The sequence below is a fragment of the Nonomuraea aridisoli genome, from assembly GCF_003236395.1.
Taxonomy (GTDB): domain Bacteria; phylum Actinomycetota; class Actinomycetes; order Streptosporangiales; family Streptosporangiaceae; genus Nonomuraea; species Nonomuraea aridisoli.
Genome location: NZ_POUD01000002.1, coordinates 61736 through 86286 on the forward strand (window position 1 = coordinate 61736; position 24551 = coordinate 86286).

A 24551-nucleotide genomic window follows, 5' to 3' on the forward strand; every position below is an offset into this window, starting at 1 on the left:
GGTAACCGGGGGTAGCGGCGGAGTTCACGGTCCGCAGATGGCGTCTGGGCGACGCGACAGGCTGATGAGCTGTTGAACCACCGGCTCATCAGCCTGTCGGCGGCTCGCGTCCTCGAAGAACGGTTCAGCCTTTGCTCAGTACGTGCACGGTTGATAGTCCCGCATCGGGAAGGAGTCGAACAGCCGGATTCCCTTGGAGTTGAGTGTGGCCAGCCATCGGGTGAGTCCGCTGGTCGGGCAGGTGGCCAGTTCCTTGCCGTTCTCCAGCAGCGTCAGGCCCCGCCGGGGCGAGGGCAGCAAGGTTTTCGCCATGCCCCGCGCGAACACGCGGCTACGCCGGACGAACTCGTCCAGCTCGGCCTGGTAGGCGGCGAGCGCCCGGGTGTGATCGCCACCGGTCGTGGCCAGTTGCCCGGCGAGCACGTACGCCGACACCACGGCGAGGCTCGTGCCTGGCGCCGATCGCTACGCGGGGTGACAGCCCGGCGTCGCCGACCAGCGCCACCCGGCCGCGTGGCCACGTGTCCAGCCGGATCTGGGTGATGGAGTCGAAGTAGAAGGATGCAGTTCGGTCCAGCTCTGCGAGCCAGCGCGAAATTCGGCCGTCGGGCATGCGAAGTGTTCACGGAGCAGGGTCTTCTGCCGGTCGGTGTCGCGATGCCGCAACCACTTCGGCGGGATGCGGAGCACAGGCGGCATAAAGCACATGGGGGGCTGGTAGGCCGTACGCAGAGTGGAGGTCCGAACCCAGACAGGAGGGTTCGGGCCTCTGCCGCGTCGGTCAGCCGTGGACCTGCTCACCGACCTTCGCCTGGAACGCCTCGACGGCCTCCGCGTCACGGGCCCCGCGTCCACAACGCCCTTGACTGCCAAAGTCACCCAGGAGACAGTCATGATGAAAGATCGCCAGAACAGGGGACAAAAGACGAGGAGAGCGATGAAAAGGCTCGCATCTTTCTTCACCACTGCCTTAGGCGTAATTCTGCTCCTTTCCATGCCCGGACTGACTCAGGCAGCCCGGGCTGCAAGCACGGTGGGAGTGCTGGAAGGCGGCGGCTGCCGACCGGCCTACAGCGGTAACGGGTTCGTGAGAACTTATCCCTGTATATCCGTGTCGGGCGGCTACTTCAGGGCGGACGCTTACAACTCAGGCTTGCCTAGTAACTGCGCGTATTACCTGGTGTACATCGTGGACGTCTACCAGGTCTTACGCGACGGCGTAGTAGCCGTGGGGCCGCAGCAGCGGCCCTGCACCCAAGGCCGGTCGGACGTCACCCTCTATCCGAGTGCTGGGGCGAACTCTGTATACCTGTCAAGAATCACGGTGTTCGACAGCAGCCACAGGAAGATAGGGACTCTGGAGAGCCCAAGGATCTGGATCTAAGACTTCCACGCTCGACCTCCGATTCGGACGGGCGGCTCGGGACGAGGTAGTCGCGCTCCCTTCTTCTCAGTGACCAGGATCCGCCCTTCGACCTCGGAAACGTGCCGCCAGCACCCGTGACACACGAAGTAGCCCGCGCGCGGCTCCCACCGCAGGTTCCGCTCTCCGCGCTCCTCAAGCTGGGCGGATCGCATCATCCCCGCACCCGCGCAGCGGGCCTGTTGCGCGATCCCGACGTGTATGTCTCCTCTGGCCAGGCCATCACCGGAGTGCGAAACGGCACGGCCCTGAGCCAGTACGGCTATTTCGGGGCGACGTGCGACCTGGTGGACGGCACGTTCCCGCAACACTTCGAGGTGACGGTCGAACGGCAGGAGTTCGCACGTGGGCCAGTCCATCGGCAAGGCCATCGCCATCACCTCGACACCTGAGCAAGATTATGCCGACAACAGAACTGTCATTGAGACCTACTGACCGAGGAGATGCTGGACGCTGAGAGCGCGGCCAACGTCAACCCCGACAGCCCCCGGGCAGCAACTGGCCAATATCCGCGCATCTACAGCCTGGAGAAGGCAGCGCTCGGCGTGCTGGCCATCGAGATCGGACTTTTCCAGCCCCGGCTATCCCCGCATGCGCGGGGCCGACTTCGCGCGGGCCGGGTGGATCTTCCGGCAGAGGGGAGAGGGGACCACCCCCTCCTTGCCGACAGGGGTGAGGACGGCGAGGAACAGGATTGCCAGGATCAGGGGCGGCACACCGCCGCCCGCCGCGTCGTAGTACATGCCTTGCGGGTCGGTGTCGAACATGGTCAGGGCGATGACGGCGTGGTTCACCACGCCCTTGAGGACGAAGGCGACCACGCCTGCCGCCCCGCCGATGAGTATCCAGCGCCAGGTGGTGCGGCGAACGCTGAAGGAGCTGAGCGGGCGGATGCACACGAGTGCCGCCGCGGCGAAGCCGACGAGGCCGGCGATGCCCGACCGGGCGGCCACGATCAGCCCGTACACCACCGGGGCCAGCCCCAGCCGGCCGAACAGCACGACCACGGCCGCGGCGGCCGTCAACGCGCGCAGGCTCACCACGATCTCGGGCCGGCCAGGCCGCATCGGGGAGGTGGCACCAGCGGAAGCCGGCCGACGTGACATGGTGATGAGTTCCTTGCTCTCGTGACGTTCGGACGTCGCTGCCCGCGAAGCCCTGCGATCCATCTCAGCTGTCGTCCGCCCTCGACGGTCAGTGGGGCCGCGTCATGACCTCACCATGACGTTTCCGCCGGTGACGTCATTGCGTGGTGTCACACAGGACCGATCTGGACGGCGACGCCGGGGCGACGTAGGCCCCCAGGCGGCTTGCCCGGTTTCGTGCTGGTACTACAGAAGTCCTCAGGAACCGGACGCCGACCAGCGCCGAACACTTCACCCCATCAACCGGCAATACCTGGATGTAAGGCGATCCAGATACGAGGAAGTTCATGACATCTGATCCAGACGATGCGGAGTTGATCGCCCGATCGCTCCACGGAGATGAGGACGCCTTCGTCGAGGTGGTCCGGCGTCACGAGGCGGCCGTGGGGGCCTACCTCGCGCGACGGGCCGGCCGCGAACTGGCCGAGGACCTGCTCGGCGAGGTATGGGTGGCGGCGCTCACGTCCCGGGCGGCCTACGATCGTTCGTTCCCCGACGCCCGCCCATGGTTGATCGGCGTCGCGCACAACACGCTCCGGCGGCACTGGCGATCCCGCCCGGCCGAGGAACCGCTGGCGCACGTGCCCGACCTCGCGCCCGGATGGGACCCGTGGGCCGCCGTGGACGACCGCGTCGACGTCGGGTCGGTGCTGCGGCACGCCCTCGCCCTGCTCCGGCCGCAGCAGCGGGAGATCTTGACCCTGGTCGCCTGGGAGGACCTGACCGTCGCCGACGCGGGACGGGCGATCGGCATACCGCCGGGAACGGCGCGCCGCCACCTGCACGAGGCGCGCATGGCGCTGCGGAACGCGCCGGGGATGGCCGCGTTGCTGACCCATCACCACACGATCAAGGGGGCCAAGTGATGATCGACGAGATGGACCTGCTGAGGGACCTGAAGGACGCCGAGCCGGTCCGGCCGCACGCCTACGAGGACGCCAGGGCCGTGCTGCGGGCGGCGATGGCCGCGGAAGGGGCGCCGGGAACGAGAACGGCACCGGTCCGGCGGGCCCGGTGGGGCATGCGCCGCACGGTGGGCTTCGGCGCCGCCGCCTTGGTCGCCGCGGCCGCCGCCGTGACGCTGGTCGTCACGTCCGCGTCGACGCCCGTCAAGCCCCCCACGGAGGCGGCGCCGGCGACAGGGAACACGATCCTGGTGGAGCTGGCCGCCGGCATCACGCCCCTGCGGGCCGACGCGCCGGGCGACGCGACGCTGGAGATCCGCAACCAGTCGCCGACCAGTGACGAGCCGGGCGGCAACGGCATCGGCCTGTTCACCGACGACGGCACCTACTACTGGGGGTACGACAAGAAGGCCCTGCGGCGGGCCGTCGTCCAGAAGGACGGGGGTGACGACGTGTTCAAGCGCGACATAGCGGCGGCGCTCTACGCCGCGGAGGGCGATCTCGACACCGCGCGCGCACGGATGGCCGACGCCAACATCGCCCCGGGCACGAACCAGGATCCGGAACAGACGAAGATCGAGAAGCTCAAGGGCCTCGCCAAGGCGCGAGGCGAGACGTACGTGCCGCCGGAGCCGCCGACCCCTGAGCAGCAGAAGGAGATCACCGACAACCACATCTGGGCGAACTCCATCGACGCGCTGATCGCGGCGCCGGAGAACCCCCAGGTCCGGGCCGGCGTGCTGCGCCTCCTGGCGACGATGCCGACAGTCGAGGTCGCGAAGACCATCACCGCCGGCGAGCCCACGCTCACGCTGACCGCCAGGTGGTCCGCCACGGGCGAGATCGTGGAAACGCTGGTCATCAACGCCGGCACCGGCCGGCCGGTCGCCTTGTCCGGCAGCGGCTCGGACGTGCCGTCCACCATGACCTACTACCACACCTCCCGGGTGACGCTCGCCGACGTCGAAGCCGGCAGGTTCTGACCCGTCACCAGCGAGATCACGCGGGCCGCTCGGTCGCCGAGCGGCTCGCATGCTCGTCGGAAGGTGCCGCCGCTTCCGCGACCGAGCGGTGCGGCACCTCGTGCGGCTCCCCGGGCAGCGGCACGCGTCGCCCGGCTCCCGGCGGGTTCAGCCGGCGGGGGCCGCCGCAGGTGGTGGCGCGATGGACTCGCGGCTGCACAGAGGCATCGGCACCCGGTGCACCTCACCCTGGCCGTCCGGGCCCGCGTGGTCGCGGCCGATCTCGGTGAACAACACGTCGACGGCCTTGCGGCCGAGTTCGTAGTAGGGCAGTGCCACGGTCGTCAGCTTGGGCCGGATCCACGAGGCGATCGGGTGGTCGTCGAAGGAGACGACGGACACGTCGTCAGGAACCTTGAGCCCGACATCGTCGAGTGCCTGGTAGGCGCCCATCGCGATCCGGTCGTTGAAGCAGATCAGGGCGCGCGGCCGCGCCGTCCGCAGGAGCTCCCGCGTCGCCGCGAGGCCGTACTCCGGCTGCCAGTCCGCACAGGTACGGCCGCCCGCCACCGCGACACCCGCATCGCCGAACGCCTCGCGGATGCCGACGAGCCGTTCCACCGCGGCGACGCTCTCCGGGGGCACGTCACGCATGCCGGGGCCGGCGCCGATCAGGTAGACGCCGTCGCGGTGACCGGCCTCGAGCAGGGCGCGCGCCGCAGTCCGGCCGGCTTCGACCTCGTCGGGCAGGACGGCGGGCAGGGGCGTGGGCTGCTCGGGCAGCGCGTTGAGCAGAACGGCGGGAGCGTTCGTGATGTCCTCGGGCACCTTGATGGTCCTGGTGAACATCGAGGCCAGAACGAGCCCGTCCACCTGGCGGTCGTGCATGGCCTGCAGCAGGAGACGTTCGAGCTCGGAGTCGCCCTCCGTCTCACCGATGAACAGCATGAAGCCACGGTCGCGGGCGGCCTCCAGCGCTCCCTTGATCATGTCGCCGGCCAGCCGTGAGGTGGCGACGGTGTCGGAGACGAAGCCGATCGTGCGGGTGGTGCCCGTGCGCAGGCCCACGGAGACGATGTTGGGCCGGTACCGCAACTCGTCGGCGGCTCGCAGGACCCGCTGCTCGACGTCCTGAGAGATACGCAGCTCGCGCCCACGGCCGGACAACACCAGCGAGGCGGTCGTGCGGGAGACGCCCGCGGCCTTTGCCACATCGGCCAGCGTGACCCGTCGTGGGCTCACCCAGCACCTCCGATCGTCAAGGGTGTGTTACAGGGGGTTGACATGGTACGACGCGCGCCGTGAGACTATCGTGCGCTAATCCGATTTAGCAAAGGACGGCGGGACATCAGCCCGGTGCCGGATGTCCCACGCAGCAGAGGAGATGCACATGGCTGGACGAGGTCGTCCCGGCAGGGCCGGAGCCGCGCTTGTGATCGCCATGGGGACGCTCGCCGCCGCCTGTGCGGCTCCCGGCAGCAACAGCCCGCAACCCGCGGCCACCAGCGCGTCGCCGCAGGCCGCGGCACCCACCTGCGGTACGGCGCCGATCACGATGACCGGCTACTTCGAGACCGGCTTCCCGCTGCCCAAGGCGTTGACCACGGAGTTCTCCAAACAGCACCCGAACGTCACGTGGAACATCCGCGAGGACCAGTTCGCGGTGATCACCCAGAACGCCCCGCGCGTCCTGGCGGACAACCCGCCCGACCTCATGCGCCTGCCCCAGGTCTCCGAACTCGTCAAGGACGACCTGCTGAAGAACCTGGACGGCTACGCGCAGTCGTTCGGCTGGGACAGGTGGCCTGCCTCGCAGCTCGAACAATTGCGCCTGGGCCCGGGCGGCCGGCCGCGCGGCGAGGGGTCGTTGTACGCCCTCGGGCTCAACGTCAGCATGACCGGCGTCTTCTACAACAAGAAGCTCGCCACCCAGATCGGCATGTCCGCGCCGCCCGCCACCCTGGCGGAGTTCGACGCGGTGCTGGCCAAGGCCAAGAGCGCGGGCATCACCCCGATCGTGCAGTTCAACGGCGGCGCCACCGGCGGCCTGGCCTTCCCGCTGCAGAACCTCATGGCCTCCTACGGCCCGCCCGGGCCGATCAACGACTGGATCTTCCAGAAGCCCGGGGCCACGATCGACACCCCGCCGAACCTGCAGGCCGTCCAGCACCTGGAGCGGTGGATCAAGGCGGGCTACTTCGAGAAGGACGTCAACGCGGTCGACTACGCGACCATGATGAGCCGTTTCATCGACGGCCAGGGGCTGTTCACGTTCAACGGCGACTGGGAGTCGGGCAACCTCGACAAGCAGATGGCGGGCAACGTCGGCTTCATGCTCATGCCGTCCGCTCAGGAGGGCGGCAAGCCGGCCACCATGTCGGCGCCGCTCACCTTCGGGATCGCGGCGAGCGCGAAGAACGCCGACTGCGCCGCCTTCTTCCTCAACTGGGTGGCCACCGACCAGCGGGCCCGCGAGATCGGCGTCGAAGTGGGCGGATCGCGCCCGATGGGGCCGGCCGACGCGTACATGCCGGAGGTGGCGTCGGACACGGTCACCGCGAGCACGCTCGCCGCCGGCGCGGACCTCGCCGAGGCCGACGGCGCGATGGACTTCATCGCCAACGCCACCGGCGCCATCTACGCCAAGAGCTGGACCCCGAACCTGCAGAAGCTGGTGGCCGGGCAGCAGACGCCGCAGGAGCTGCTGAAGGCGGTCCAGGCCGACTACGCGAGCCAGATCGAGGGGAGCTGAACGAGGTGACGGCCCGCCCTGCCGGCGTTCGCTCCTCCCACCGGCGCCCGGCCAAGCGTCGCAGCTTGGTCGGCTGGCTGTTCGTCCTTCCGGCGCTCGCCTTCTACGCGGTCTTCGTCCTGCGCCCGATCGCCCTGACGTTCCAGTACTCGCTGTACGAGTGGGACGGCATCGGCCCGTCCACCTGGGCGGGGCCGGCCAACTACGGCAAGGTCTTCACCGACCCCGACCTGTTCGACTCGCTGGTCAACGCCTTCCAGCTGATCGTTTTCTTCAGCGCGGTCCCGGTCGCGCTGGGGCTGGCGGCCGCCGCCACGATCCGGCGCATCGCCGCCAGCCGGCTCGCTCTCGTGGCGCGGACCGTGCTCTTCCTGCCGCAGGTCATCCCGCTGGTGGCCGCCGGCATCGCGTGGAGCTGGCTGCTGGCCTCGACCGGTGTGATCAACCAGCTGCTCGAACTGGTCGGCCTCGGCGGGATCACCCGGGCCTGGCTGGGCGACTTCTCCACCGCCCTGCCCGCGGTCGGCATGATCGGCGCGTGGGTTCTCCTCGGCCTGTGCACGCTCTTGCTCCTGGCCGGCATGAGCAAGATCGACCCCTCGCTCTACGAGGCCGCCCGGCTGGACGGCGCCGGGGCGTGGCGTGAGTTCGTCTCGATCACGGTCCCCAGCCTGCGGCAGGAGATCGCGGTCTGCGTCACCGTGACGGTGATCGCGGCCCTGGCGAGCTTCGACATCATCTACATCTCGACCCAGGGCGGTCCCGGCAACACGACGATGGTGCCCGGCCTGCAGATCTACTACCTCGCCTTCTCCGAACGCGAGGTCGGAACGGCCTCGGCCCTGGCCATGGTGCTCATGGTGCTCGTGATCGCCTGCGCCTTTCCCATCCAGTGGTTCGCGAAGGACGGCGAACGATGATCACCGCGTGGCGGGAAGCCTGGACCGGCAGGGCTCTGCTCGTCCTCATGATGGCGGTCACGATCCTGCCGTTCCTCAGTCTCTTCGTCACCGCCCTGCATCCTTCGGGCACCTACCCGCCTGGGCTCGCCTGGCCGAGCGACCCGCAGTGGGGCAACTTCGGCAAAGCCTTCGAGGCCGCGAACATGGGGGAGCTGCTGAAGTCCAGCGCCCTCATCGTCCTGGGCGTGGTGCCGATCTCGATCCTCCTCGGCACGATGGCCGGCTTCGCCATCGGTCACCTTCGCGTGGTCGGCAGCCGCGTGTTGTTCGTGCTCTTCGTGCTCGGCCTGACCCTTCCGTTCGAGGGCATCATCACGCCGCTGTACTACCAGATCCGCGACATGGGGCTGTTGAACACGCGCTGGGCGATCATTCTGCCGCTCATCGGCCTGTTCATGCCGTTCTCCGTCTTCTGGATGCGCGCGCATTTCGTCAACATGCCGGGGGAACTGTCGGAAAGCGCACGCATGGACGGCGCCAACGTGTGGCAGCTGTTCCGGCGCATCCACGTGCCCCTGGCCATGCCGGCGATCTCGTCCCTGGGCATCCTGCTGTTCCTGTGGACCTGGAATCAGTTCCTGCTGGCGATCGTCCTGGTCGACGACCCTGCCAAGCGCACGATGTCGGGCGCGCTGGGAGCCTTCCAGGGCCAGTGGGGGACCGACATCCCGTTGTTGTGCGCCGGATCGCTGCTGATCCTGACCCCCACGCTCGCGGTCTTCCTCATCTTCCAGCGGCACTTCGTCAAGGCCCTGCTCCAGGGCTCTTTGAAGGGCTGAGGCGCCACCGTACCGAAAGCAGAGGTCGTTCCATGGTTCCTGGAGGACGGGGAGGCGCCGCGTGAGCGGTGGCCGGCCGGCGCGCTGGACGCGCCGGCACCTCGAGCTGCTCGTCGACAGCGGCGCGACCACGGCGCCCGTCTTCGACCCCGCGGCGGCCGTCCCGCGGATCCTGCCGGACCACGACCTCTGGGACCTGTGGCCGATCCAGGAGGAGGACGGTTCGACGAGCCTGATCGACGGCTGTGAACTGTGGATGGCGTTGTCGGCCCCCATCCTCGGCCACCCCGAACAGCGCCATGACCACGCCCGCATCCGGCTGCTCGCCCGACATGGCGACGGCCGGTGGAGGGACCTGGGTCACGCCTTCGCCGACGGCGCCTGCCCGGGCAGCCGCGAGTGGTCGGGATCAGCGGTCCGCCGGCCCGACGGCACGGTGTCGGTGTTCTACACGGCCGCCGGTCGGCGGGGCGAGACCCGCCCGACGTTCCGGCAGCGCGTGGTCGAGGCGCGCCCCGCCCTGGTCACCGACGGCGACCGGATCCTGTTGCGCGAAGACGCCGAACACCGGGAGATCCTCCGCCCCGACGGCCGCATGTATCTCCCGGCCGACGAGGCCGACGGATCACCGGTGAACATCAGGGCCTTCCGCGACCCCGGCTGGTTCCGCGACCCCGCCGACGGGCGCGACTACCTGCTCGTCGCCGCCTCCACCGCCTGGGAGGACGGCTTCACAGGCGCGGTCGCCCTGGCCGGGACGCGGGCCGGCACCTGGTCCCTGCTCCCGCCCCTCATCGTGGCCGAGGGCGTCAATCACGAGCTCGAACGGCCCCATGTCGTCGTCCACGACTCGTGGTACTACCTCTTCTTCTCCACCCATCGTCACAATTTCCACCCAGCCGAGCGCGCGCCCACCGGGCTCTACGGCTTCGCCGCGCCCAGCCTGACGGGACCGTACGAGCCGCTCAACGGTTCCGGTCTCGTGGTCCGGAACCCTTCTCGGGAACCCGATCAGGCGTACGCCTGGCTGGTGCTGCCCGACCTCCGCGTGGTCAGCTTCGCCAACTACCGAGCCCACCAGGCCAGGGACCCCCGGCACGCGGACGCGGCGCAGGCCCGGGCGAACTTCGGCGGGACCATCGCGCCGACCCTCACGCTCACGCTCGACGGGCTGACCACGTCGGTCGTGGCAGCCCGGCCGGGCTGCCACGACCTCGAGCGGCACGTCACCGCGCCGCCGCCGCGACGCGAACCCGCGGACTGTCGCCTACCTCAAGCCGCCGAGGGACAGTCCGCCGCGCCAGTGCCGCTGGAGCGTGAAGAACGCGATCACGAGTGGGATGACCGACACGAGCGCGCCCATGATGATGAGGCTCCAGAGGGAGGTGCTGCCGGCATTGTTCGCCGAGGCGATTCCCTGCCATAGGCCGAGTCCGACGGTGACGGGGAAGAGGCGGTTGTCGGAGAGCATGGCCAGGGGCAGGAAGTAGTTGTTCCACGATGCCACGGCCGACAGGAGCAGCACCGTGACCACCGCGGGCCTCATCAGCGGGAATGCGATCCGGAGGAACGTTCGTATTTCGCCCGCGCCGTCGGCCCGCGCCGCGTCGAGAATCTCGTCGGGAACCGCGTCGCGCGCGTATACGTGCATCAAGTAGACGCCGAACGGGTTGAGCAGCGACGGGAGAATCACCGCCCAGATCGTGTTCGTCAGGCCGAGCTCGGCGAACATGATGAAGGTGGGGATCACCAGGGCGGTTGCGGGCACCATCAGCGCGCCGAGCACGAGTGCGAAGCTGAAGCGTCTGGCGGCGAAGCGGTACTTGGCGAATCCGTAGCCGGCCATGACGGACAGGATCGTGGCGCCGATCCCGCCCGCGAGTGCGTACAGCGTGGAGTTGAGAATCCACCTGCCGTAAATACCGCCGTCGTAGGTGAACAACTGTGAGAGGTTGCCGAGATAGTCGATCTGGTCGGCGAACCACAGGGTGTTGCCGCCCCCGAACAGGCCGGGGGCGTCCTTGGAACTGTTGACGATGACCCACCAGAACGGCACGAGGAAGTACACGACCAGAAAGCCGAGGAGCACCTGCAGGGGGAGGTGGCGTTGTGGCCGGCGGCGGGCGCCGGCGCGGGAGCGGTCACTCATCACAGGAAGCTCCTCCGCTTGCGGGTGAAGAACAGGAACACGTAGACGCCGATGAACACGATCCCGCCGAGGGCGAAGGAGATCGCCGATCCGTAGTTGAAGTTCGCGAGTGAGAAAGCCTGCTGATACGCGTACATGTTGGGCGTGAAGTCCGGTCCGATCGTGCCGGCCGCCAGCGAACGCAGAATCTGCGGTTCGTTGAAGAACTGCAGGGTGCCGATGAGGGAGAAGACCAGGATCAGCAGCAGCGCGGGGGCGATCAGCGGGATCTTGATGCGAAGCGCGATCTGCCATTTTCCGGCGCCGTCCATGCGAGCGGCCTCGTAGAGCGTCGGGTCGATGCCCTGGAGCGCCGCGTAAAGGATGATCATGTAGTAGCCGGCCCACTGCCAGGTGACGACGTTGACCAGACCGTAGAAGATCAGGTTGCTGCTGAGAAAATCGGGCGGGGTGGCGCCGAACAACCCGAAGATGTCGGAGAGCGGCCCGAAGCTCTTGCTGTACAGGAATCCCCACATGACCGCCCCGATGACCGTGGGAATCGCGTAGGGGAGAAAGATCATGAGGCGGGAGAAGCGGGTGAAAAGAGAGGTCACGGCGTCGAGAATCAGCGCCATCGCGAGGGCGACGATGATCTGCAGCGGGATGGCCACCAGCGAGAAGCGGATCACGAACCATGATCCGGACAGGAAGCTCGGGTCGGTGAACGCCTTCACATAATTGTCGAGAAAGACGAAGCTGGTGCCACCGATCAGCCTTTTCTGGAAAAGGCTGAGATACAGCGCGTACGCCAGCGGCGCGATGAGAAATGCCAGGAAGACGATCCCGAACGGCCCGACGAAGAGCCACCCCATCAGATGTTCACGTAGGTGCACCTTCCCGCGTACCTTGCGCGGTTTCTCTTGGGTGCGTGGTGCGTTCTTCTCTATCAAGAGGGTCAACTTGGGCTCCGGGATGTCGATGCTGGGGGATGGCGGGGGTGGGCCGGCCGGCCGCGGATACGGCGCGGACGGCGTGGCCCACCCATCTCGTCACTGAACGGTGAAACCCTGCTCGCCGGCGTAGCTCACCACGTCCTCCTGCAACCGGTCGGCGGCCTGCGCACCGGTGACGGAGCCCTTGATGATCTCGCTGACCTGCTTGGTCATGGCGTCGAAGTAGTACTGGCCGAAGGGGCTGTAGGTGACCCCCGCGTAGGCGTTCGCCGCGGGGACGTAGACCTCCTTGTTCGCCTGCTGGCCGTCGAAGAACGCCACCTTCAGGTTCACGAACTCGGGATCGTTCAGCGCCTTGAGGTTCAGCGGGAAAATGATCTGGTTGGTCCAGCCGTCCGTGAGGGACTCATCGTCGGCGTAGAGCCCGTACGCCACCTTCGCCGCGAGTTCGGGGTTCTTCGCCTGGCTCGTCACGGAGAAGGCCGACCCGCCCCAGTTGACCTGCACCGGGTTGTCCGGATCCCACTGCGGGAGCGGCGCCACCGCGAACTTGCCGGTGTCCTCGCCCTTACCGACGCCGGCGCCGGTGAGGTACCCGGGTGCCCAGGCCGCCGAGATGTACGTCGCGTAGTTGCCGTTGATCACACCGGAGATGTACTCCGGCGTGAACTGGTCCTGCGTGCCGACCAGGCCCTTCTGCACGAGGCGCGCCCAGTAGTCGAGCACGTCCTTGGAGGCCTGGTCGTTCAGCTTGATGCCGATCGAGCTCTGCTGGGCGGGGTCGTAGGTGAACGGAGCGGCGCCCTTCTGGATCTGCAGCGCCATGGTGAGTGCCGACACGTTCGCGGCGAAGTCTCCGAAGAGCGGGCCACCCGCGTCCTTGACCTTCTGCGCAGCCTGTTCGTACTCGGCCCACGTCTTCGGCGGCGTGATGCCGTATTCGTCGAAGATGTCCTTCCGGTAGATCATCGCCAGCGGGCCGCCGTCGACCGGCACGCCGTAGACGGCGTCACCGACCGAGACGTCCTTCCACGCGCCCTCGCTGTAGTCGGCCTTCACGGCATCGAAGCCGTACGGTCTGATGTCGACGAGCGCGTTCTGGATCTGGAAGGTCGGGATCCGGTCCATCTCGATCATGATGACGTCGGGCGCGCCGGTGCCCGCCGAGATGGCCGTCTGGAACTTGTCGTACTCGTCACTGCCCTGGCCCACGTTGGTCCAGCAGACCTGCACCTCGGCGTTCTGCTTGTTGAAGTTGTCGACGACGAGCTGCATGTTGGGGTACCAACCCCACATCGTCACGACCGGCAGGTCCTTCTTGGGAATCGTGTTCGTGCAGTTGCTCGCGTTGTTCCCGCTTGCGTTGCTTCCGCTCCCTTCCCCGCCGGGGGAGCAGGCGACAAGCGCGGTGGCGAGCATGGCCGTCAGGGCAAGCAATCTCTTTTTCATTGACATTTCCCTTGGGGAACGCGGCGCACAAAGGTTCATGCGCCGCTGAGACCGGACGATCGACCGGGACGGGGCGTGGGAGAGAACCCGCGCCCCATCCCTTGTGCCGATCGTCGTGTGAGCGTTAACACGGCGTTCGTGGCGACAACACTCGGGCGGCGCTCTGACGCCTTCGGTGGGTCGCCTCAGTGGGCTTGGCTAGCGTTTGAAAAGACGTGGTGCCAGGTCGATGAGATTCTTCTGCCACACGTCCCAGCCGTGCGGCCCCGGGGTGATTCCGTCGAATTCGTATCGGATGCCGAGATTGTTGATGGTGGTCAGGGACGCCATGAATGACGGGTACACGAAGTCGGTCTGGTCGCCGACGTACAGGCGCAACAGCTTGGTCCCGTTGTTGATGGCCTGTGCGTCGACGCCTGTCCCGCTGCCGAAGCCGGCGGAGAACGCCGCGACGTAGGCGAACCGACCCGGATGTGCCTTGAGCACCCCGAACGTCTGGCCGCCGCCCATGGAGAGGCCGGCCAGCGCCTGCCGCGACGGGTCGCTGGAGACGTGGTAGCGGGCGCGGGCCGCCGGCACGATGTTCTCCAGCAGTTCCTTGGTGAAGTCGGACACGTTGCCGTTGCTCATCACGACGACCATCGGCGTCAGGTCCCCGTCGAGGAACTGGTGGTCGAGGATCTGCTTGGCGCGTCCCATCTCGACCCAGTCCGTGTAACTCTGGCCGCCCCCGTGCTGAAGATAGAAGACGGGATACGGCTCCGCACGGTCCGGGTCGTATCCCGGCGGGGTCCACACCAACGCGGTCCGGTTCTCGTTCGCCACGGTGCTGCGGTACGTCATGCTCTCGACCTGTCCGCCCTGGCCGGCGGGAACGTCCGAGAGCAGGCGCGCCTCTTCTCCGGGGACGAAGAAGGTGCTCCAGGCCGGCTCGGAGGTCACCTTCGTCGGGTTCGACACGTCCTTGACCGAGGCCCGGTCCACGATCAGCCGGTAGTAGTAGAACCACGGATCGAGCGGACCCACGGTCGCCCGCCACCGGTCACCTGCGCGGGACAGCGGGATGCGCAACCAGCTTCCGTTCGGAGCCCAGTTCGCCCACACGGTGACATGCTGGGCGTCCTTGAACTCCGTCGTGGTCTCGAAGGTGACGAAGCCGTCCTCGGCCACGAACGGCGTCGGGGTGGTGCCCGCCGCCGGCGGGGTGAACTCGCCCTTCAGCGGCCCGTGACCGGCACTCGGCCCGTGATCCGACACCTTGCGGAACAGTCGCGGCACGAAGTCGATCAGGTTCTCCTGCCAGGCGTTCCAGTTGGCCCCGGCGTCGGGGTTGACACCGTCGAATTCGTAACGGACACCGGCGCGGTCCAGCGCCTGCGTCAGGCGGTTGGTCGCGTTGTACGCGGGATCCGTCACGTTACCCGTGTACAGACGCGCCAGCTTGGTGCCGCGGTTGATCGCGTGAGCGTTCGCCCCGCTGACGTTCTCCGTCAAAAGCCCCGAGAACGAGCCGACGTAGGCGAACCGGTCCGGGCGGGTCAGAACGGCACGCAGCGCCCGCGTCCCGCCCTCGGCCACACCGGCGATCGCCTGATGCGCCGGGCCGCGAAGGACGTTGTAGCGGTCCGCGACCGCTTTCTGGAGCTCTCTCACCTTCCTGTCGTCATCGGCCGCGCCGCCGTCACTGATCACGACCAGCATCGGCACCATGGACTTCCGTGCCGACAGGTTGTCGAAGATCTGCTTGGCACGACCGAGGTCAAGCCAGTCGGTGGCGCTTCCGCCGTCGCCGGACTGCAGGAACAGCACCGGGTAACCCTTGCCGCCGGCCGAGTACCCCCGCGGCGTCCACACCAGAGCCGACCGCTCCTCGTTCCCCGTGCGGTACGTCAGGGTCTCGACCTTGCCACCCTGCCCCTGAGGCGCGTCCGCCAGCAGGCGCGCCGAGTCGCCCGGCACGAAGAAGGTGCTCCAGAGAGGCTGGGACGCCACGCCGGTGCTGTTCGTCGGATCCTTCAACCCCTTGGTGTCGTCGCCCGTGACCTGGTAGGAGTACAGCCCCGGCTCGAGCGGGCCGAGAACCCCCGACCAGACGTCGCCCCGGCGGGTCAGACCGAATTCGGCCCAGGCGAAGGAGGGGCCGAAGTTCCCCTCGACGACGACCTGCGACACCTGGCCCGCCTTGGCCTCGATGTAGGCCGCCGGGACACTGAACGACGTGTAGCCGTCGTCGGAGACACTCACCCACGGCGTGTCCGCCGCCGCTGGTCGCGGCGCCGGTAACACCGCCGCGATCGCCATGACTCCGGCGGTGATGGCCGCGGAGAAGCGGCGTACGCCGCTGAGGCGTAAGCCGGCATGATAGAATCTTGACGTTGTCATACTGAGCTCCTTTGATGGCTGGCCGCGGATGGCGCCCGACTGGCCGGCCTTACTCATCGATGGATCTGTCGCGGGTTCTGTGCCTGCCACCTCCGTCCAATCACTGGTTCACTCCACCTGAGTGTCAGGTGCGCTCGGCCGCCGCACCTGTCGGGTGCGGTCAGGGTCTCGCCGGGCTCGCGGTGGATCCACGGATCACCAGCCGGGTCGGGAGCACGATGTGGCTGGGGCCCTCCCACTCGCCGCTCACCAGAGACTTGAGCATGCGCGCGGCCTCGTATCCGAGCCGGTACATCGACTGGTCGACCGTGGTCAGCGCAGGCTCGGCCAACGCGGACTCCGGAATGTTGTCGAATCCGACCACCGACAGGTCGCCGGGAACGTCGATCCCCAAGTCTTTCGCGACCTCCAAGGTCTTCAGAGCCATCCCGTCGCTCGCCGCGAAGACCGCCGTCGGACGGTCCGCCCGGTCCAGCAACGCCCGCGCGAGCGGCACAGCGGACTCGGGATTGAAGTCCCCTCTGCCGATCAGCGTGGGATCGACCCGAACGCCGGCTTCGGCCAGGGCCGACCGGTAACCTTCCTCGCGCGCCCATGCGGCCGCCAGGCTGGAGCGGCCGGCGATGAATCCGATACGCCGATGACCCAGGCCAAGAAGATGTTCGACCACCGCGGTGGCGCCCGCGAGGTTGTCCGCCGTCACCGACGGCGCCGCCGAGTCCTTCGCCGGGTCGATGACCACGACCGGAGTGCTGCTCCGCACCTCGCCCCAGGGCGTCAGCACGATGCACCCGTCCGTGAGCGTGCCCGACAGGCGGGTCAGATGCCGCTGCTCCCAGCCCTCGGAGTACGTCCCGTAGAGATCGCCGTTGGCGTAGACGATCAAGTCGAAGCCCGACTGTCTCAACGCCTCCATCACGCCTTTGAGCACCTCGGCCGTATAGGACTGAAAGCTGTGGGTCACCAGTCCCAGAACATTGGTGCGGCTACGGCGTAGGCTCGTCGCCACCAGACTCGACTCGTAGCCGAGCCGCTCAATGGCCGAACGCACCTGGGCGATGGTGCTCGCGCTCACGCCGTAACGCCCGTTGACCACCCGGGACACAGTCGCGGTGGAGACGCCCGCCAGTCGCGCGACATCGTTCATAGTCACCGGCGCACCGCCCTCGGCCATGCCCGCCTCACAGGTTGCAAACGTTATCGGTTACGTTTCCAGCGCCAACGTAAGCGATGGCTTTTACGATGACAAGACCTTTTCGGTCGGCCGCGCGTCACAAATGAACATTGGCCGGATCGCGTCGGTCGATGTCGCATCTCCGCCGGCGGACCGAGAATAGCGGCCCGCCGGCGGAGTGCCTATTTCTCCGCCACCCGGTTACCGGCCGGCCTCACCGCACCGTCATCCGATCGACTCGAGTCACGGAAAGAAGCCGGCGGCAGTTCACTGATACTGACCGTGCCCGTGTAGGACTTTTGCACCTTCAGCCGGTCATCGCCGCTGGTGATGGTGAACGTGCCGGCGAGGGTGTGGTTGTCGGAGGAAAAGCCGACGTACACCTCGATCTGTCCACTTTCGACGGTGTAGGTCATGTCCCGGTCGTAGAAGCCGAGCTGCCCTGTGGGCAGCTGGAAGCGCACGGCCGTTCGTCCTCCGGGGCCGGCGGACACGCGGGCGAAGCTCTTCAACTCCAGCACGGGCCGGGTCACCGTCGCCTGCGCGTCGCGAATGTAGAGCTGGACGACTTCCTCGCCGGCTCGATCGCCCGTGTTCGCCACGGTGACCTCCACGGCGACGCTGTCCCCGGCGGTCACTTCGGTGCGGTCCAGCGCGGCCTGTTCGATGACGAACGAGGTGTAGCCGAGTCCGTGACCGAAGCAGTATCGCGGGCCGACGGGCGAGTCGACGTAGTCGCCGTGCCAGTGCGACCGTCCGCCGGACACCTTGTGCCCGTAGTAGACCGGTATCTGGCCGACAGTGCGCGGGTAGGAGATGGGCAGCTTGCCGCTCGGGTTCACCTCGCCGAGCAGAACCTCGGCGATCGCCTGTGCTCCGGTCTGCCCCGGCAGCCAGGCCATCAGCACCCCGGCGCATTTCTCGTGCAGGAAGTCACCGCCGACCGGCCGACCGGCGACGAGTACCGCCACCACGGGAGTGCCGGTGGCGACGACGGCGCGGACCAGGTCCTCCTGGACGCCGGGAAGTTCCAGGCTGGACCGATCGCGCGACTCGCCCGTGGTGGCCCCGAGCGTCAACCCGGAACGATCTCCCAGGACCAGCACCGCGACATCGGCCGCCGCGGCGGCCGCGACCGCCTCCTCGAAGCCGTCCTTCGACGGGTCGATCACGTCGCATCCGCGCGCGTAGCGCAGCGCGTCGCCCAGACGTGCCGTCAGCGCGTCACGCACCGTGGGCAGCTGGTCCGTGCTCTCCCCGATCTCGAGGTCGTCGGGGACCGTCATCATCTGGCCGAGCAGGCCCTGGCTCTCACGCGCCTGTGCCAACGACTCGACATGTGCCGCGAAGGAGTAGTCGCCGAGCAGGTGCCGGGCGTTGTCGGCGTTCGGCCCGATGAGAGCGACCGTTCCGGCCCCGGGCCGCAGCGGCAGGATGCCCTCGTTCTTGAGCAGGACGAGGCTGCGGCGGGCTGTCTCGAGCGCCACCTCCTGGTGCTGCTCGGCGTTCACCGCCGTCATGACCGCGGCCTCGTCGACGTAAGGGTTCTCGAACAGGCCGAGCTCGAACTTGTGGCGGAGAACCCGTGAGACCGCTTCGTCCAACTTCCTCTCGTCGACCTCGCCGGCGTCCAATGCGCCTGTCAGCGAACCCGCGTACGCGTCCGTCGCCGGAAGCTCGACGTCGACGCCGGCGTCGAGTGCCAGAGCCGCGGCCCGCGCCTTGTCCTCGGCGAAGCGGTGATACGAATGGAGATCGTCGACAGCGAAGTAGTCCGACACGACGGTTCCCGTGAAGCCCCACTCCCCGCGGAGGACATCGTTGAGCAGCTCATGGTTGGCGTGGCAGGGGATCCCGTCCAGCTCGTGGTATCCGGCCATCACCGACTGAAGACCCGCTTCGCGGACCGCCGCCTCGAACGGATACAGGTACACCTCCCGCAGCAGACGAGGCGGCAGATGCGCAGGCGCCCAGTTCAACCCGCCCTCGGACGCCCCGTAACCGACGAAGTGCTTGGCCGTCGCGATGACGCCCTCCGCCGGAGAAGAGCCCTGGAGGCCACGGACGAAGGCCGCGCCCATGCGGGCGACCAGGTACGGGTCCTCCCCGTAGGTCTCCTCCGTCCGGCCCCACCGGGGGTCCCGTACCACGTCCAGCACCGGTGAGAGTCCCTGATGGCTGCCCATCGCGCGCATCTGCGCACGAACGGCATCCGCCAGCCGCCGGTTGAGCTCCGGCTCCCAGGTACTCGCGACACCGATCGCCTGAGGGAAGATGGTCGCCTCCCGGGCCATCAACCCGGAGCACACTTCCTCGTGCACGATCGCCGGGATCCCCAGCCGGGTCTCCGTCATCAGGAAACGCTGGATCGCGTTCGCCACCCGCGCCACCTGCGCCGCCTTCAGATTGGTGGCTCCCGCGACACGAGTCACCTGGCCCAGGCCATGCCGAAGGATCGTCCGCGCCCGCTCCGCCGAGTACCGGCCACCCTCGATCAAGGAGAACGCCCAGACACTGCCCAACTGCGCGAGCTTCTCCTCCCGGGTCATCCGCCCCATCAGGTCAGCCACCCGCTCCCCGACAGGCACGGTGGGATCGGTGTAAACCGCGCCGGACTCTTGCCTCATCGTGGTCATGGGGTCACCGCAATCATCCTGATACTCCATCCTCGCGCGGTCGATGAGACCGCCCGGCCCTGACGGACGCGGTCCGTCGGTCAGATGACTTCCGCTCTTTTGCAAACGTAATCGATAACGTTTACAACACCGTCGCCGACCAAGACCGTTTTGTCCAGAGTCTGGGAAAACACGGCTATGCCCCGTCGCTGGTCAACGGTGCTGGCCGCGACGTACACAGGACGGCGGGCAGCGGCACCAGAGCGGCGATCGCGGTCGCCGCCATGGCAGGCGCCGGGGATCTGAGGGTCAGTTGCCCTCGTTCCGGGGCCGGCTTTCGGGTGGCCAGGAGGAGTTCGGCGGTCTTCCGGCGATCCGCGCGCTCGTCTTCAAGCGGTCGAGGTGTGCGGCCGCGTTGGCGCCGTCGTACACCTGTACCAGTGCGGCCACCAGCTCTTCGTCGTCGTCCGCGCGAAGGGGGCCGAGGAGACGGGAGGCACCGCCTCCTTCGACATCGCCCTTGCGGTCAAAGAGGACGTGCCCGGCATGCACGTGCACGCCCTCGACGCTGCTCCACCCGGCGATCGCCGCAGCGGCCGGCCGCCCGGCCCGCCAACGCACTACCCTCTACGGCGAACCCCCCGCCGAGCGCCTCACCACGGGTCTCGCCTCCGACGGCCACCTCCCGGAACCGCTGCCCGTACTGAGCGGCTGACTCGGCCTGCTACGCGGCGCGCGTTCCCAGGGAAGTCAGCCGCTCAGCTCGGTGCGGCGGGAGCGGGCGAGGGCCAGCCGGCCGAGGGCCGCGCCGGCCAGCCCGAGCACCAGGGCCAAGGCCCCGCCGAACACTCCGTTGCCGGTGCCCAGACCACCGTCGGCGACGACCAGATTCACCGCGCCGTTGAGCCCGCCGATCAGCCCCACCACCAAGGCCACGATGGCCGCCCTCCGCCCGCCGTCGCCGATACGACGGACGAAGCGCAGCGCCAGCCAGCCGATGACCACGCCGCCCAGCGCCACCATCGCGGCCGCACTGGCCCAGATCCGCTCAGGGGTCCCGAGGAAGGTATCGACGCCCTGGCCCGCGCATTCCGCCGCCGTCGTACAGACCGGCGAGGCCGCCTGTGCGGCGAGCACGAAGAGGACGGACATGGGCTTCTCCTTCACTTCCTGCGACGGGACGCATGAACTATGTCCGCTGGGCCCGCCGCCGGTCATCCTGCTGACGGAGACACCTCCCACTGCCGCGGACTCCGCATGAGCCGCGAGAATCTACTGCATCCGCGGTAGGCGGGTCGAAGGGGTAAGGCCACCGATCGCTGCCGGTGACGCGACCGCGAGAGCTGCCGGCTCGCGCGGTCGTCGGCTCGGTGAAAGGGCGGGGATCGGTCAGCGGAGGGTGCGTTCGACCTTGCGCCAGTCCACGAACGTGAAGTCGGTGATCTCACGGCCGCCGTCCGCCGGCGTCCGTGCCGTCGTGCACCACCAGCAGGCCCTTCGGGAAGGCGTCGCCCAGTGAGGCGCTGGCGACCATGGCGCCGTCGCTGATCTCCGAGCCGTCCGCGTGCGGTCCGGGCGCCACGCGGAACCGGCCGAGGTGGCGGTCGTAGATCGAGAACGTGTCGTCGCCCTGGCTGGAGGCCACGGCGTCCACGTGGTGCCGTCGGGCAGCGGGAACGTGGCCGGCAGGTCCAGCGTGCGCACCCGCTGGTAGGTGACCGTGCCGCCGGTCGCGGCGGCGAGCTGCAGCAGCCCGACCGTGGTCCGGTGGCGGCGGCTGCCCCGCGGCCGCCTTGGCGGGGTCGATCGCGTACGCGCGCTGCTGGTCACGCCCCCGGTCGGAGGCCACGGCCAGGTCCACCCTCGCGCCCGTGGACAGGCGGAAGCCGTGGACGAGGTCGACGTTGTCGAGCCGGCCCGGCTCGTGCCCGTCGCCCGCCGCCGGCTCGGCGGGCCTTCGTCCTTATGTCTATACAAATAAATGACATTGATGTACAACCGGGGCGAGCCCGTTGGTCTTGGAGGTGTCCTATGAGACGTACCCCGATCGTGCTGGCCCTGCTGGGCGCGCTCGCCCTCACCGGCTGCTCCTCCGGAGGGCAGAGTGCGCAGAGCGCCGCCCCGCCCGCCTCCTCCGCCCCCGCGGGGAGCGGCGCCACCTTCTCCGTCATCACCCACGGAGCCGCCGGCGACTCCTTCTGGGACGTGGTCAAGAACGGCGCCGAGGCCGCGGGCAGGCAGTACGGAGTGACGGTCACCTACCAGGGCGACGGCGACCCGGCCCGGCAGTCGCAACTCATCGACCAGGCCGTCTCCCAGCAGGTGGACGGCATCGTGGTCTCCATGGCCAACCCCGACGCGCTGCGCGAGGCCGTCGGCAGGGCCGTCGCGGCGGACATCCCGGTGGTGACCATCAACTCGGGCGCCGACTCCGCCAAGGCGTTCGGCGCGCTCACCCACGTCGGCCAGTCCGAGGACGTCGCCGGGCGCGGCGCGGGCGAGCAGCTCAAGGCCGCCGGCGTCACCAAGCTGCTGTGCGTCGTCCACGAGGCCGGCAACATCGGCCTCGACCAGCGCTGCCGGGGCGCCGAGGAGACGCTGGGCGGCACCGTCGAACGGCTCCAGGTCGACGTGAGCAACCTGGCCGACGTCACCTCCAAGGTCACCGCGACCCTCCAGTCCGACCAGCAGGTCAACGGCGTGCTCGCGCTCAACCCGGCCATCGCGATCGCCGCCAGGGACGCCATCAGGGACTCGGGGTCGCAGGCCAAGCTGGCCACGTTCGACCTGTCGGCCGACGTGGTGACGGCGATCCAGGACGACGAGATCCTGTTCGCCGTCGACCAGCAGCAGTACCTCCAGGGCTACCTGCCCATCACGTTCCTCAACCTGTACAAGAACAACCTCAACACCGTCGGCGGCGGCCTGCCCGTCAACACCGGGCCCGGGTTCGTGACCAAGGACAACGCCGAGCAGGTGGCCAAGCTGGCGGAGGCGGGCACCCGATGACGACGGCTCCCGCGCGGGCCGACGAACGGGTGGTCCACGTCGGGCTCGCCCGCCGCCTGCTCATCCGGCCCGAGCTCGGCGCGGTGGTCGGGCTCGTGGCGGTGTTCACCTTCTTCGCCTCCCAGTCGCCGGTGTTCCGGTCGCCGGCCGGCATCGCCAACTGGCTCGACCCGGCCGCCACGCTCGGCATCATGGCGGTCGCGGTCGCGCTGCTCATGATCGGCGGGGAGTTCGACCTGTCGGCGGGCGTGCTGACCGGCACCAGCGGGCTGATCCTCGTCACGCTCGCCACCCGCTTCGGCTTTGACGTGTGGTCGGCGATGCTCGTCGGCCTGGTCGTCGCGCTGGCCGTCGGCTTCGCCAACGGGCTGATCGTCACCAGGACGAGGCTGCCCAGCTTCATCGTGACGCTGGGCACGTTCCTCATGCTGCAGGGCGTCAACCTCGGCGTCACCAAGGCCATCACCGGCACCGTCCAGGTCAGCGGCCTGCGCCGCGCCGAGGGCTACGACGGCGCCGCGGCGATCCTCGCCGGGACGATCGAGATCGGCGGCACCCCGTTCCGGGTCGCGATCCTGTGGTGGATCCTGGTGACCGCCGTGGCCACCTGGGTGCTGATGCGCACCCGCCCCGGCAACTGGATCTTCGCGGTGGGCGGCAACGAGCAGGCCGCCCGCGCGGTCGGCGTGCCCGCCGCCCGGACGAAGATCGCGCTGTTCATGACGACGGCGTTCGCCGCCTGGCTGGTCGGCTCGATCCTGGCCCTGCGCTACACGTCGGTGCAGGCCAACATCGGCATCGGGCAGGAGTTCATCTACATCATCGCCGCCGTGATCGGCGGTTGCCTGCTCACCGGTGGGTACGGCTCCGCCATCGGGGCCGCGTTCGGCGCGGTGATCTTCGGGATGGCCGACAAGGGCATCGTCTTCCTGGGCTGGGACGCCGACTGGTTCACGTTCTTCCTGGGCGCGATGCTGCTGCTGGCCACGCTGGCCAACCGCCTGGTCAGGCGGTACGCCGAGGAGGTGAAGCATTGATCCTCGAGACCCGCGGCATCGGCAAGACGTTCGGCTCGGTGCTGGCGCTGCGCGAGGTGTCGATGGGGGTGGCGGCCGGCGAGGTCACCTGCGTGCTCGGCGACAACGGCGCCGGCAAGTCCACGCTCATCAAGATCCTGTCCGGGGTGCACCAGCACGACGCCGGCACGTACCTGGTGGACGGGCGGGAGGTACGCTTCTCCAGCCCCCGCGACGCCCTCGACCGCGGCATCGCCACCGTCTACCAGGACCTCGCGATGATCCCGCTCATGTCGGTCTGGCGGAACTTCTTCCTCGGCTCGGAGCCGCGCAAGGGCCTGGCCTTCGACGTGGCCAAGGCCCGGCGGGTGGCCCGTGAGGAACTGCGCGCCATGGGCATCGACATCCGCGACGTGGACCAGCCCGTCGGCACGCTGTCCGGCGGCGAACGCCAGTCGGTGGCCATCGCCCGCGCGGTCCACTTCGGCGCCCGCGTCCTCATCCTCGACGAGCCCACCTCGGCGCTCGGGGTCAAGCAGGCCGGGGTCGTGCTGCGCTACATCGCCCGCGCCCGCGACCGTGGGCTAGGCGTGGTCTTCATCACCCACAACCCGCACCACGCCTACCCGGTCGGCGACCGGTTCCTGCTGCTCAACCGGGGCACCACCCTCGGCCAGTACGCCAAGCAGGACATCACCCCGCAGGAGCTGACCGCGCTCATGGCCGGTGGCGCGGAGCTGGAGGAGCTGACGCACGAGCTGAGACGCGAGTGAGTTTGATGGACTTTTGACCGATTCTGGCGGTCATCGGGAGGTAAGGTCAGGGAACGAAAACCTCGGCACGCCGAACCAGGAAGAGCCGGGGGATCACCATGGCCACGACGATCAGCGACCG

Annotated in this window: 22 protein-coding genes and 1 pseudogene; 11 read left to right on the top strand and 12 right to left on the bottom strand. The window is 68.5% G+C overall.

Annotated features, from left to right (window positions below; all coding sequences use genetic code 11):
• Positions 1 to 135 precede the first annotated feature (135 nt).
• Positions 136 to 435 carry a hypothetical protein gene (locus C1J01_RS00955; RefSeq protein ID WP_146615427.1) on the bottom strand — a complete coding sequence of 100 codons (300 nt, stop codon included), beginning with the start codon at positions 433 to 435 and terminating at the stop codon, positions 136 to 138.
• Between the two features lie 352 nt (positions 436 to 787).
• Here C1J01_RS00955 and C1J01_RS00960 point away from each other — a divergent pair, with 352 nt between their 5' ends.
• Together C1J01_RS00960 and C1J01_RS48950 are read left to right on the top strand one after the other, a co-directional pair.
• Positions 788 to 1384 (top strand): hypothetical protein, encoded by a 597-nt coding sequence (locus tag C1J01_RS00960; RefSeq protein WP_111175130.1) that lies wholly within the window; start codon positions 788 to 790, stop codon positions 1382 to 1384.
• A 116-nt stretch (positions 1385 to 1500) separates the two neighbouring features.
• Positions 1501 to 1815, top strand: coding sequence for a hypothetical protein (locus C1J01_RS48950; protein ID WP_146615428.1), 315 nt, complete (start codon positions 1501 to 1503; stop codon positions 1813 to 1815).
• Between the two features lie 189 nt (positions 1816 to 2004).
• On the opposite strand, the gene C1J01_RS00970 is transcribed toward C1J01_RS48950, so the two are convergent.
• Positions 2005 to 2490: a hypothetical protein gene (locus C1J01_RS00970; RefSeq protein ID WP_111175132.1), complete on the bottom strand. Its 486-nt coding sequence runs from the start codon at positions 2488 to 2490 to the stop codon at positions 2005 to 2007.
• Between the two features lie 365 nt (positions 2491 to 2855).
• On the opposite strand from C1J01_RS00970, the gene C1J01_RS00975 reads away from it, so the two are divergent.
• Together C1J01_RS00975 and C1J01_RS00980 are read left to right on the top strand one after the other, a co-directional pair.
• Complete coding sequence (locus tag C1J01_RS00975) at positions 2856 to 3434, top strand: RNA polymerase sigma factor (protein WP_111175133.1); 579 nt, start codon at positions 2856 to 2858, stop codon at positions 3432 to 3434.
• Entirely contained in the window at positions 3434 to 4456 is a 1023-nt protein-coding gene (locus tag C1J01_RS00980) for a hypothetical protein (RefSeq protein ID WP_111175134.1), read from the top strand. The genes C1J01_RS00975 and C1J01_RS00980 overlap by 1 nt, the downstream gene beginning before the upstream one ends.
• A gap of 147 nt (positions 4457 to 4603) precedes the next feature.
• On the opposite strand, the gene C1J01_RS00985 is transcribed toward C1J01_RS00980, so the two are convergent.
• Positions 4604 to 5677: a LacI family DNA-binding transcriptional regulator gene (locus C1J01_RS00985; protein ID WP_111175135.1), complete on the bottom strand. Its 1074-nt coding sequence runs from the start codon at positions 5675 to 5677 to the stop codon at positions 4604 to 4606.
• A 148-nt stretch (positions 5678 to 5825) separates the two neighbouring features.
• Here C1J01_RS00985 and C1J01_RS00990 point away from each other — a divergent pair, with 148 nt between their 5' ends.
• From C1J01_RS00990 to C1J01_RS51040, 4 genes and pseudogenes are all read left to right on the top strand, one after another.
• Positions 5826 to 7187, top strand: a complete 1362-nt coding sequence (locus C1J01_RS00990; RefSeq protein WP_181448508.1) for an ABC transporter substrate-binding protein — start codon at positions 5826 to 5828, stop codon at positions 7185 to 7187.
• 65 nt (positions 7188 to 7252) lie between these two features.
• Positions 7253 to 8107 (top strand): carbohydrate ABC transporter permease, encoded by an 855-nt coding sequence (locus tag C1J01_RS00995; protein WP_220039662.1) that lies wholly within the window; start codon positions 7253 to 7255, stop codon positions 8105 to 8107.
• The gene (locus C1J01_RS01000; protein WP_111175137.1) at positions 8104 to 8928 is read left to right on the top strand and encodes a carbohydrate ABC transporter permease; all 825 of its coding nucleotides are present in this window, start codon (positions 8104 to 8106) and stop codon (positions 8926 to 8928) included. Before C1J01_RS00995 ends, C1J01_RS01000 begins: the two co-directional genes overlap by 4 nt.
• A 61-nt stretch (positions 8929 to 8989) precedes the next feature.
• A pseudogene (locus tag C1J01_RS51040) lies at positions 8990 to 10105 on the top strand (glycoside hydrolase family 68 protein); the annotation flags it as partial.
• A gap of 90 nt (positions 10106 to 10195) precedes the next feature.
• Here C1J01_RS51040 and C1J01_RS51800 read toward each other — a convergent pair.
• The 9 genes from C1J01_RS51800 to C1J01_RS01050 all read right to left on the bottom strand — a co-directional run bounded on the left by C1J01_RS51800 (position 10196) and on the right by C1J01_RS01050 (position 21481).
• A complete protein-coding gene (locus C1J01_RS51800) occupies positions 10196 to 10996 on the bottom strand; it encodes a carbohydrate ABC transporter permease (RefSeq protein ID WP_235854157.1) in 801 nt (266 codons plus the stop codon).
• Between the two features lie 80 nt (positions 10997 to 11076).
• Complete coding sequence (locus C1J01_RS01015) at positions 11077 to 12009, bottom strand: carbohydrate ABC transporter permease (protein WP_220039663.1); 933 nt, start codon at positions 12007 to 12009, stop codon at positions 11077 to 11079.
• Positions 12010 to 12108: 99 nt separating this feature from the next.
• Positions 12109 to 13461, bottom strand: coding sequence for an ABC transporter substrate-binding protein (locus C1J01_RS01020; protein ID WP_220039664.1), 1353 nt, complete (start codon positions 13459 to 13461; stop codon positions 12109 to 12111).
• 198 nt (positions 13462 to 13659) lie between these two features.
• The gene (locus C1J01_RS01025) at positions 13660 to 15843 is read right to left on the bottom strand and encodes an alpha/beta hydrolase (RefSeq protein WP_111175142.1); all 2184 of its coding nucleotides are present in this window, start codon (positions 15841 to 15843) and stop codon (positions 13660 to 13662) included.
• Between the two features lie 160 nt (positions 15844 to 16003).
• The gene (locus C1J01_RS01030) at positions 16004 to 17017 is read right to left on the bottom strand and encodes a LacI family DNA-binding transcriptional regulator (protein ID WP_111175143.1); all 1014 of its coding nucleotides are present in this window, start codon (positions 17015 to 17017) and stop codon (positions 16004 to 16006) included.
• 182 nt (positions 17018 to 17199) lie between these two features.
• Positions 17200 to 19653 carry a glycoside hydrolase family 3 N-terminal domain-containing protein gene (locus C1J01_RS01035; protein ID WP_220039665.1) on the bottom strand — a complete coding sequence of 818 codons (2454 nt, stop codon included), beginning with the start codon at positions 19651 to 19653 and terminating at the stop codon, positions 17200 to 17202.
• Positions 19654 to 19941: 288 nt separating this feature from the next.
• Positions 19942 to 20190 (bottom strand): hypothetical protein, encoded by a 249-nt coding sequence (locus tag C1J01_RS49500; RefSeq protein WP_181448509.1) that lies wholly within the window; start codon positions 20188 to 20190, stop codon positions 19942 to 19944.
• Between the two features lie 192 nt (positions 20191 to 20382).
• Positions 20383 to 20784, bottom strand: a complete 402-nt coding sequence (locus tag C1J01_RS01045; protein ID WP_111175145.1) for a DUF6223 family protein — start codon at positions 20782 to 20784, stop codon at positions 20383 to 20385.
• A gap of 292 nt (positions 20785 to 21076) precedes the next feature.
• A complete protein-coding gene (locus C1J01_RS01050; RefSeq protein ID WP_220039666.1) occupies positions 21077 to 21481 on the bottom strand; it encodes a phytase in 405 nt (134 codons plus the stop codon).
• A 182-nt stretch (positions 21482 to 21663) separates the two neighbouring features.
• Here C1J01_RS01050 and C1J01_RS01055 point away from each other — a divergent pair, with 182 nt between their 5' ends.
• Genes C1J01_RS01055 through C1J01_RS01065 form a run of 3 tightly spaced genes read left to right on the top strand, consistent with a single transcriptional unit; the run spans position 21664 to position 24430 of the window.
• Positions 21664 to 22641, top strand: coding sequence for a sugar ABC transporter substrate-binding protein (locus tag C1J01_RS01055; protein WP_111175146.1), 978 nt, complete (start codon positions 21664 to 21666; stop codon positions 22639 to 22641).
• Positions 22638 to 23678, top strand: a complete 1041-nt coding sequence (locus C1J01_RS01060) for an ABC transporter permease (RefSeq protein ID WP_111175147.1) — start codon at positions 22638 to 22640, stop codon at positions 23676 to 23678. Before C1J01_RS01055 ends, C1J01_RS01060 begins: the two co-directional genes overlap by 4 nt.
• Entirely contained in the window at positions 23675 to 24430 is a 756-nt protein-coding gene (locus C1J01_RS01065) for an ATP-binding cassette domain-containing protein (RefSeq protein WP_111175148.1), read from the top strand. Before C1J01_RS01060 ends, C1J01_RS01065 begins: the two co-directional genes overlap by 4 nt.
• Positions 24431 to 24551: the final 121 nt, after the last annotated feature.

What these genes read in the sequence shown, in the direction of transcription:
- C1J01_RS01060 (WP_111175147.1), top strand. Translation starts at nt 22,638, where the DNA reads ATGACGACGGCTCCCGCGCGGGCCGACGAACGGGTGGTCCACGTCGGG.
- C1J01_RS01020 (WP_220039664.1), bottom strand. Translation starts at nt 13,461, where the DNA reads ATGAAAAAGAGATTGCTTGCCCTGACGGCCATGCTCGCCACCGCGCTT.
- C1J01_RS01055 (WP_111175146.1), top strand. Translation starts at nt 21,664, where the DNA reads ATGAGACGTACCCCGATCGTGCTGGCCCTGCTGGGCGCGCTCGCCCTC.
- C1J01_RS00975 (WP_111175133.1), top strand. Translation starts at nt 2,856, where the DNA reads ATGACATCTGATCCAGACGATGCGGAGTTGATCGCCCGATCGCTCCAC.
- C1J01_RS01045 (WP_111175145.1), bottom strand. Translation starts at nt 20,784, where the DNA reads ATGTCCGTCCTCTTCGTGCTCGCCGCACAGGCGGCCTCGCCGGTCTGT.
- C1J01_RS00970 (WP_111175132.1), bottom strand. Translation starts at nt 2,490, where the DNA reads ATGCGGCCTGGCCGGCCCGAGATCGTGGTGAGCCTGCGCGCGTTGACG.
- C1J01_RS00990 (WP_181448508.1), top strand. Translation starts at nt 5,826, where the DNA reads ATGGCTGGACGAGGTCGTCCCGGCAGGGCCGGAGCCGCGCTTGTGATC.
- C1J01_RS01025 (WP_111175142.1), bottom strand. Translation starts at nt 15,843, where the DNA reads ATGACAACGTCAAGATTCTATCATGCCGGCTTACGCCTCAGCGGCGTA.
- C1J01_RS01030 (WP_111175143.1), bottom strand. Translation starts at nt 17,017, where the DNA reads ATGGCCGAGGGCGGTGCGCCGGTGACTATGAACGATGTCGCGCGACTG.
- C1J01_RS00980 (WP_111175134.1), top strand. Translation starts at nt 3,434, where the DNA reads ATGATCGACGAGATGGACCTGCTGAGGGACCTGAAGGACGCCGAGCCG.
- C1J01_RS01000 (WP_111175137.1), top strand. Translation starts at nt 8,104, where the DNA reads ATGATCACCGCGTGGCGGGAAGCCTGGACCGGCAGGGCTCTGCTCGTC.
- C1J01_RS01035 (WP_220039665.1), bottom strand. Translation starts at nt 19,653, where the DNA reads ATGACCACGATGAGGCAAGAGTCCGGCGCGGTTTACACCGATCCCACC.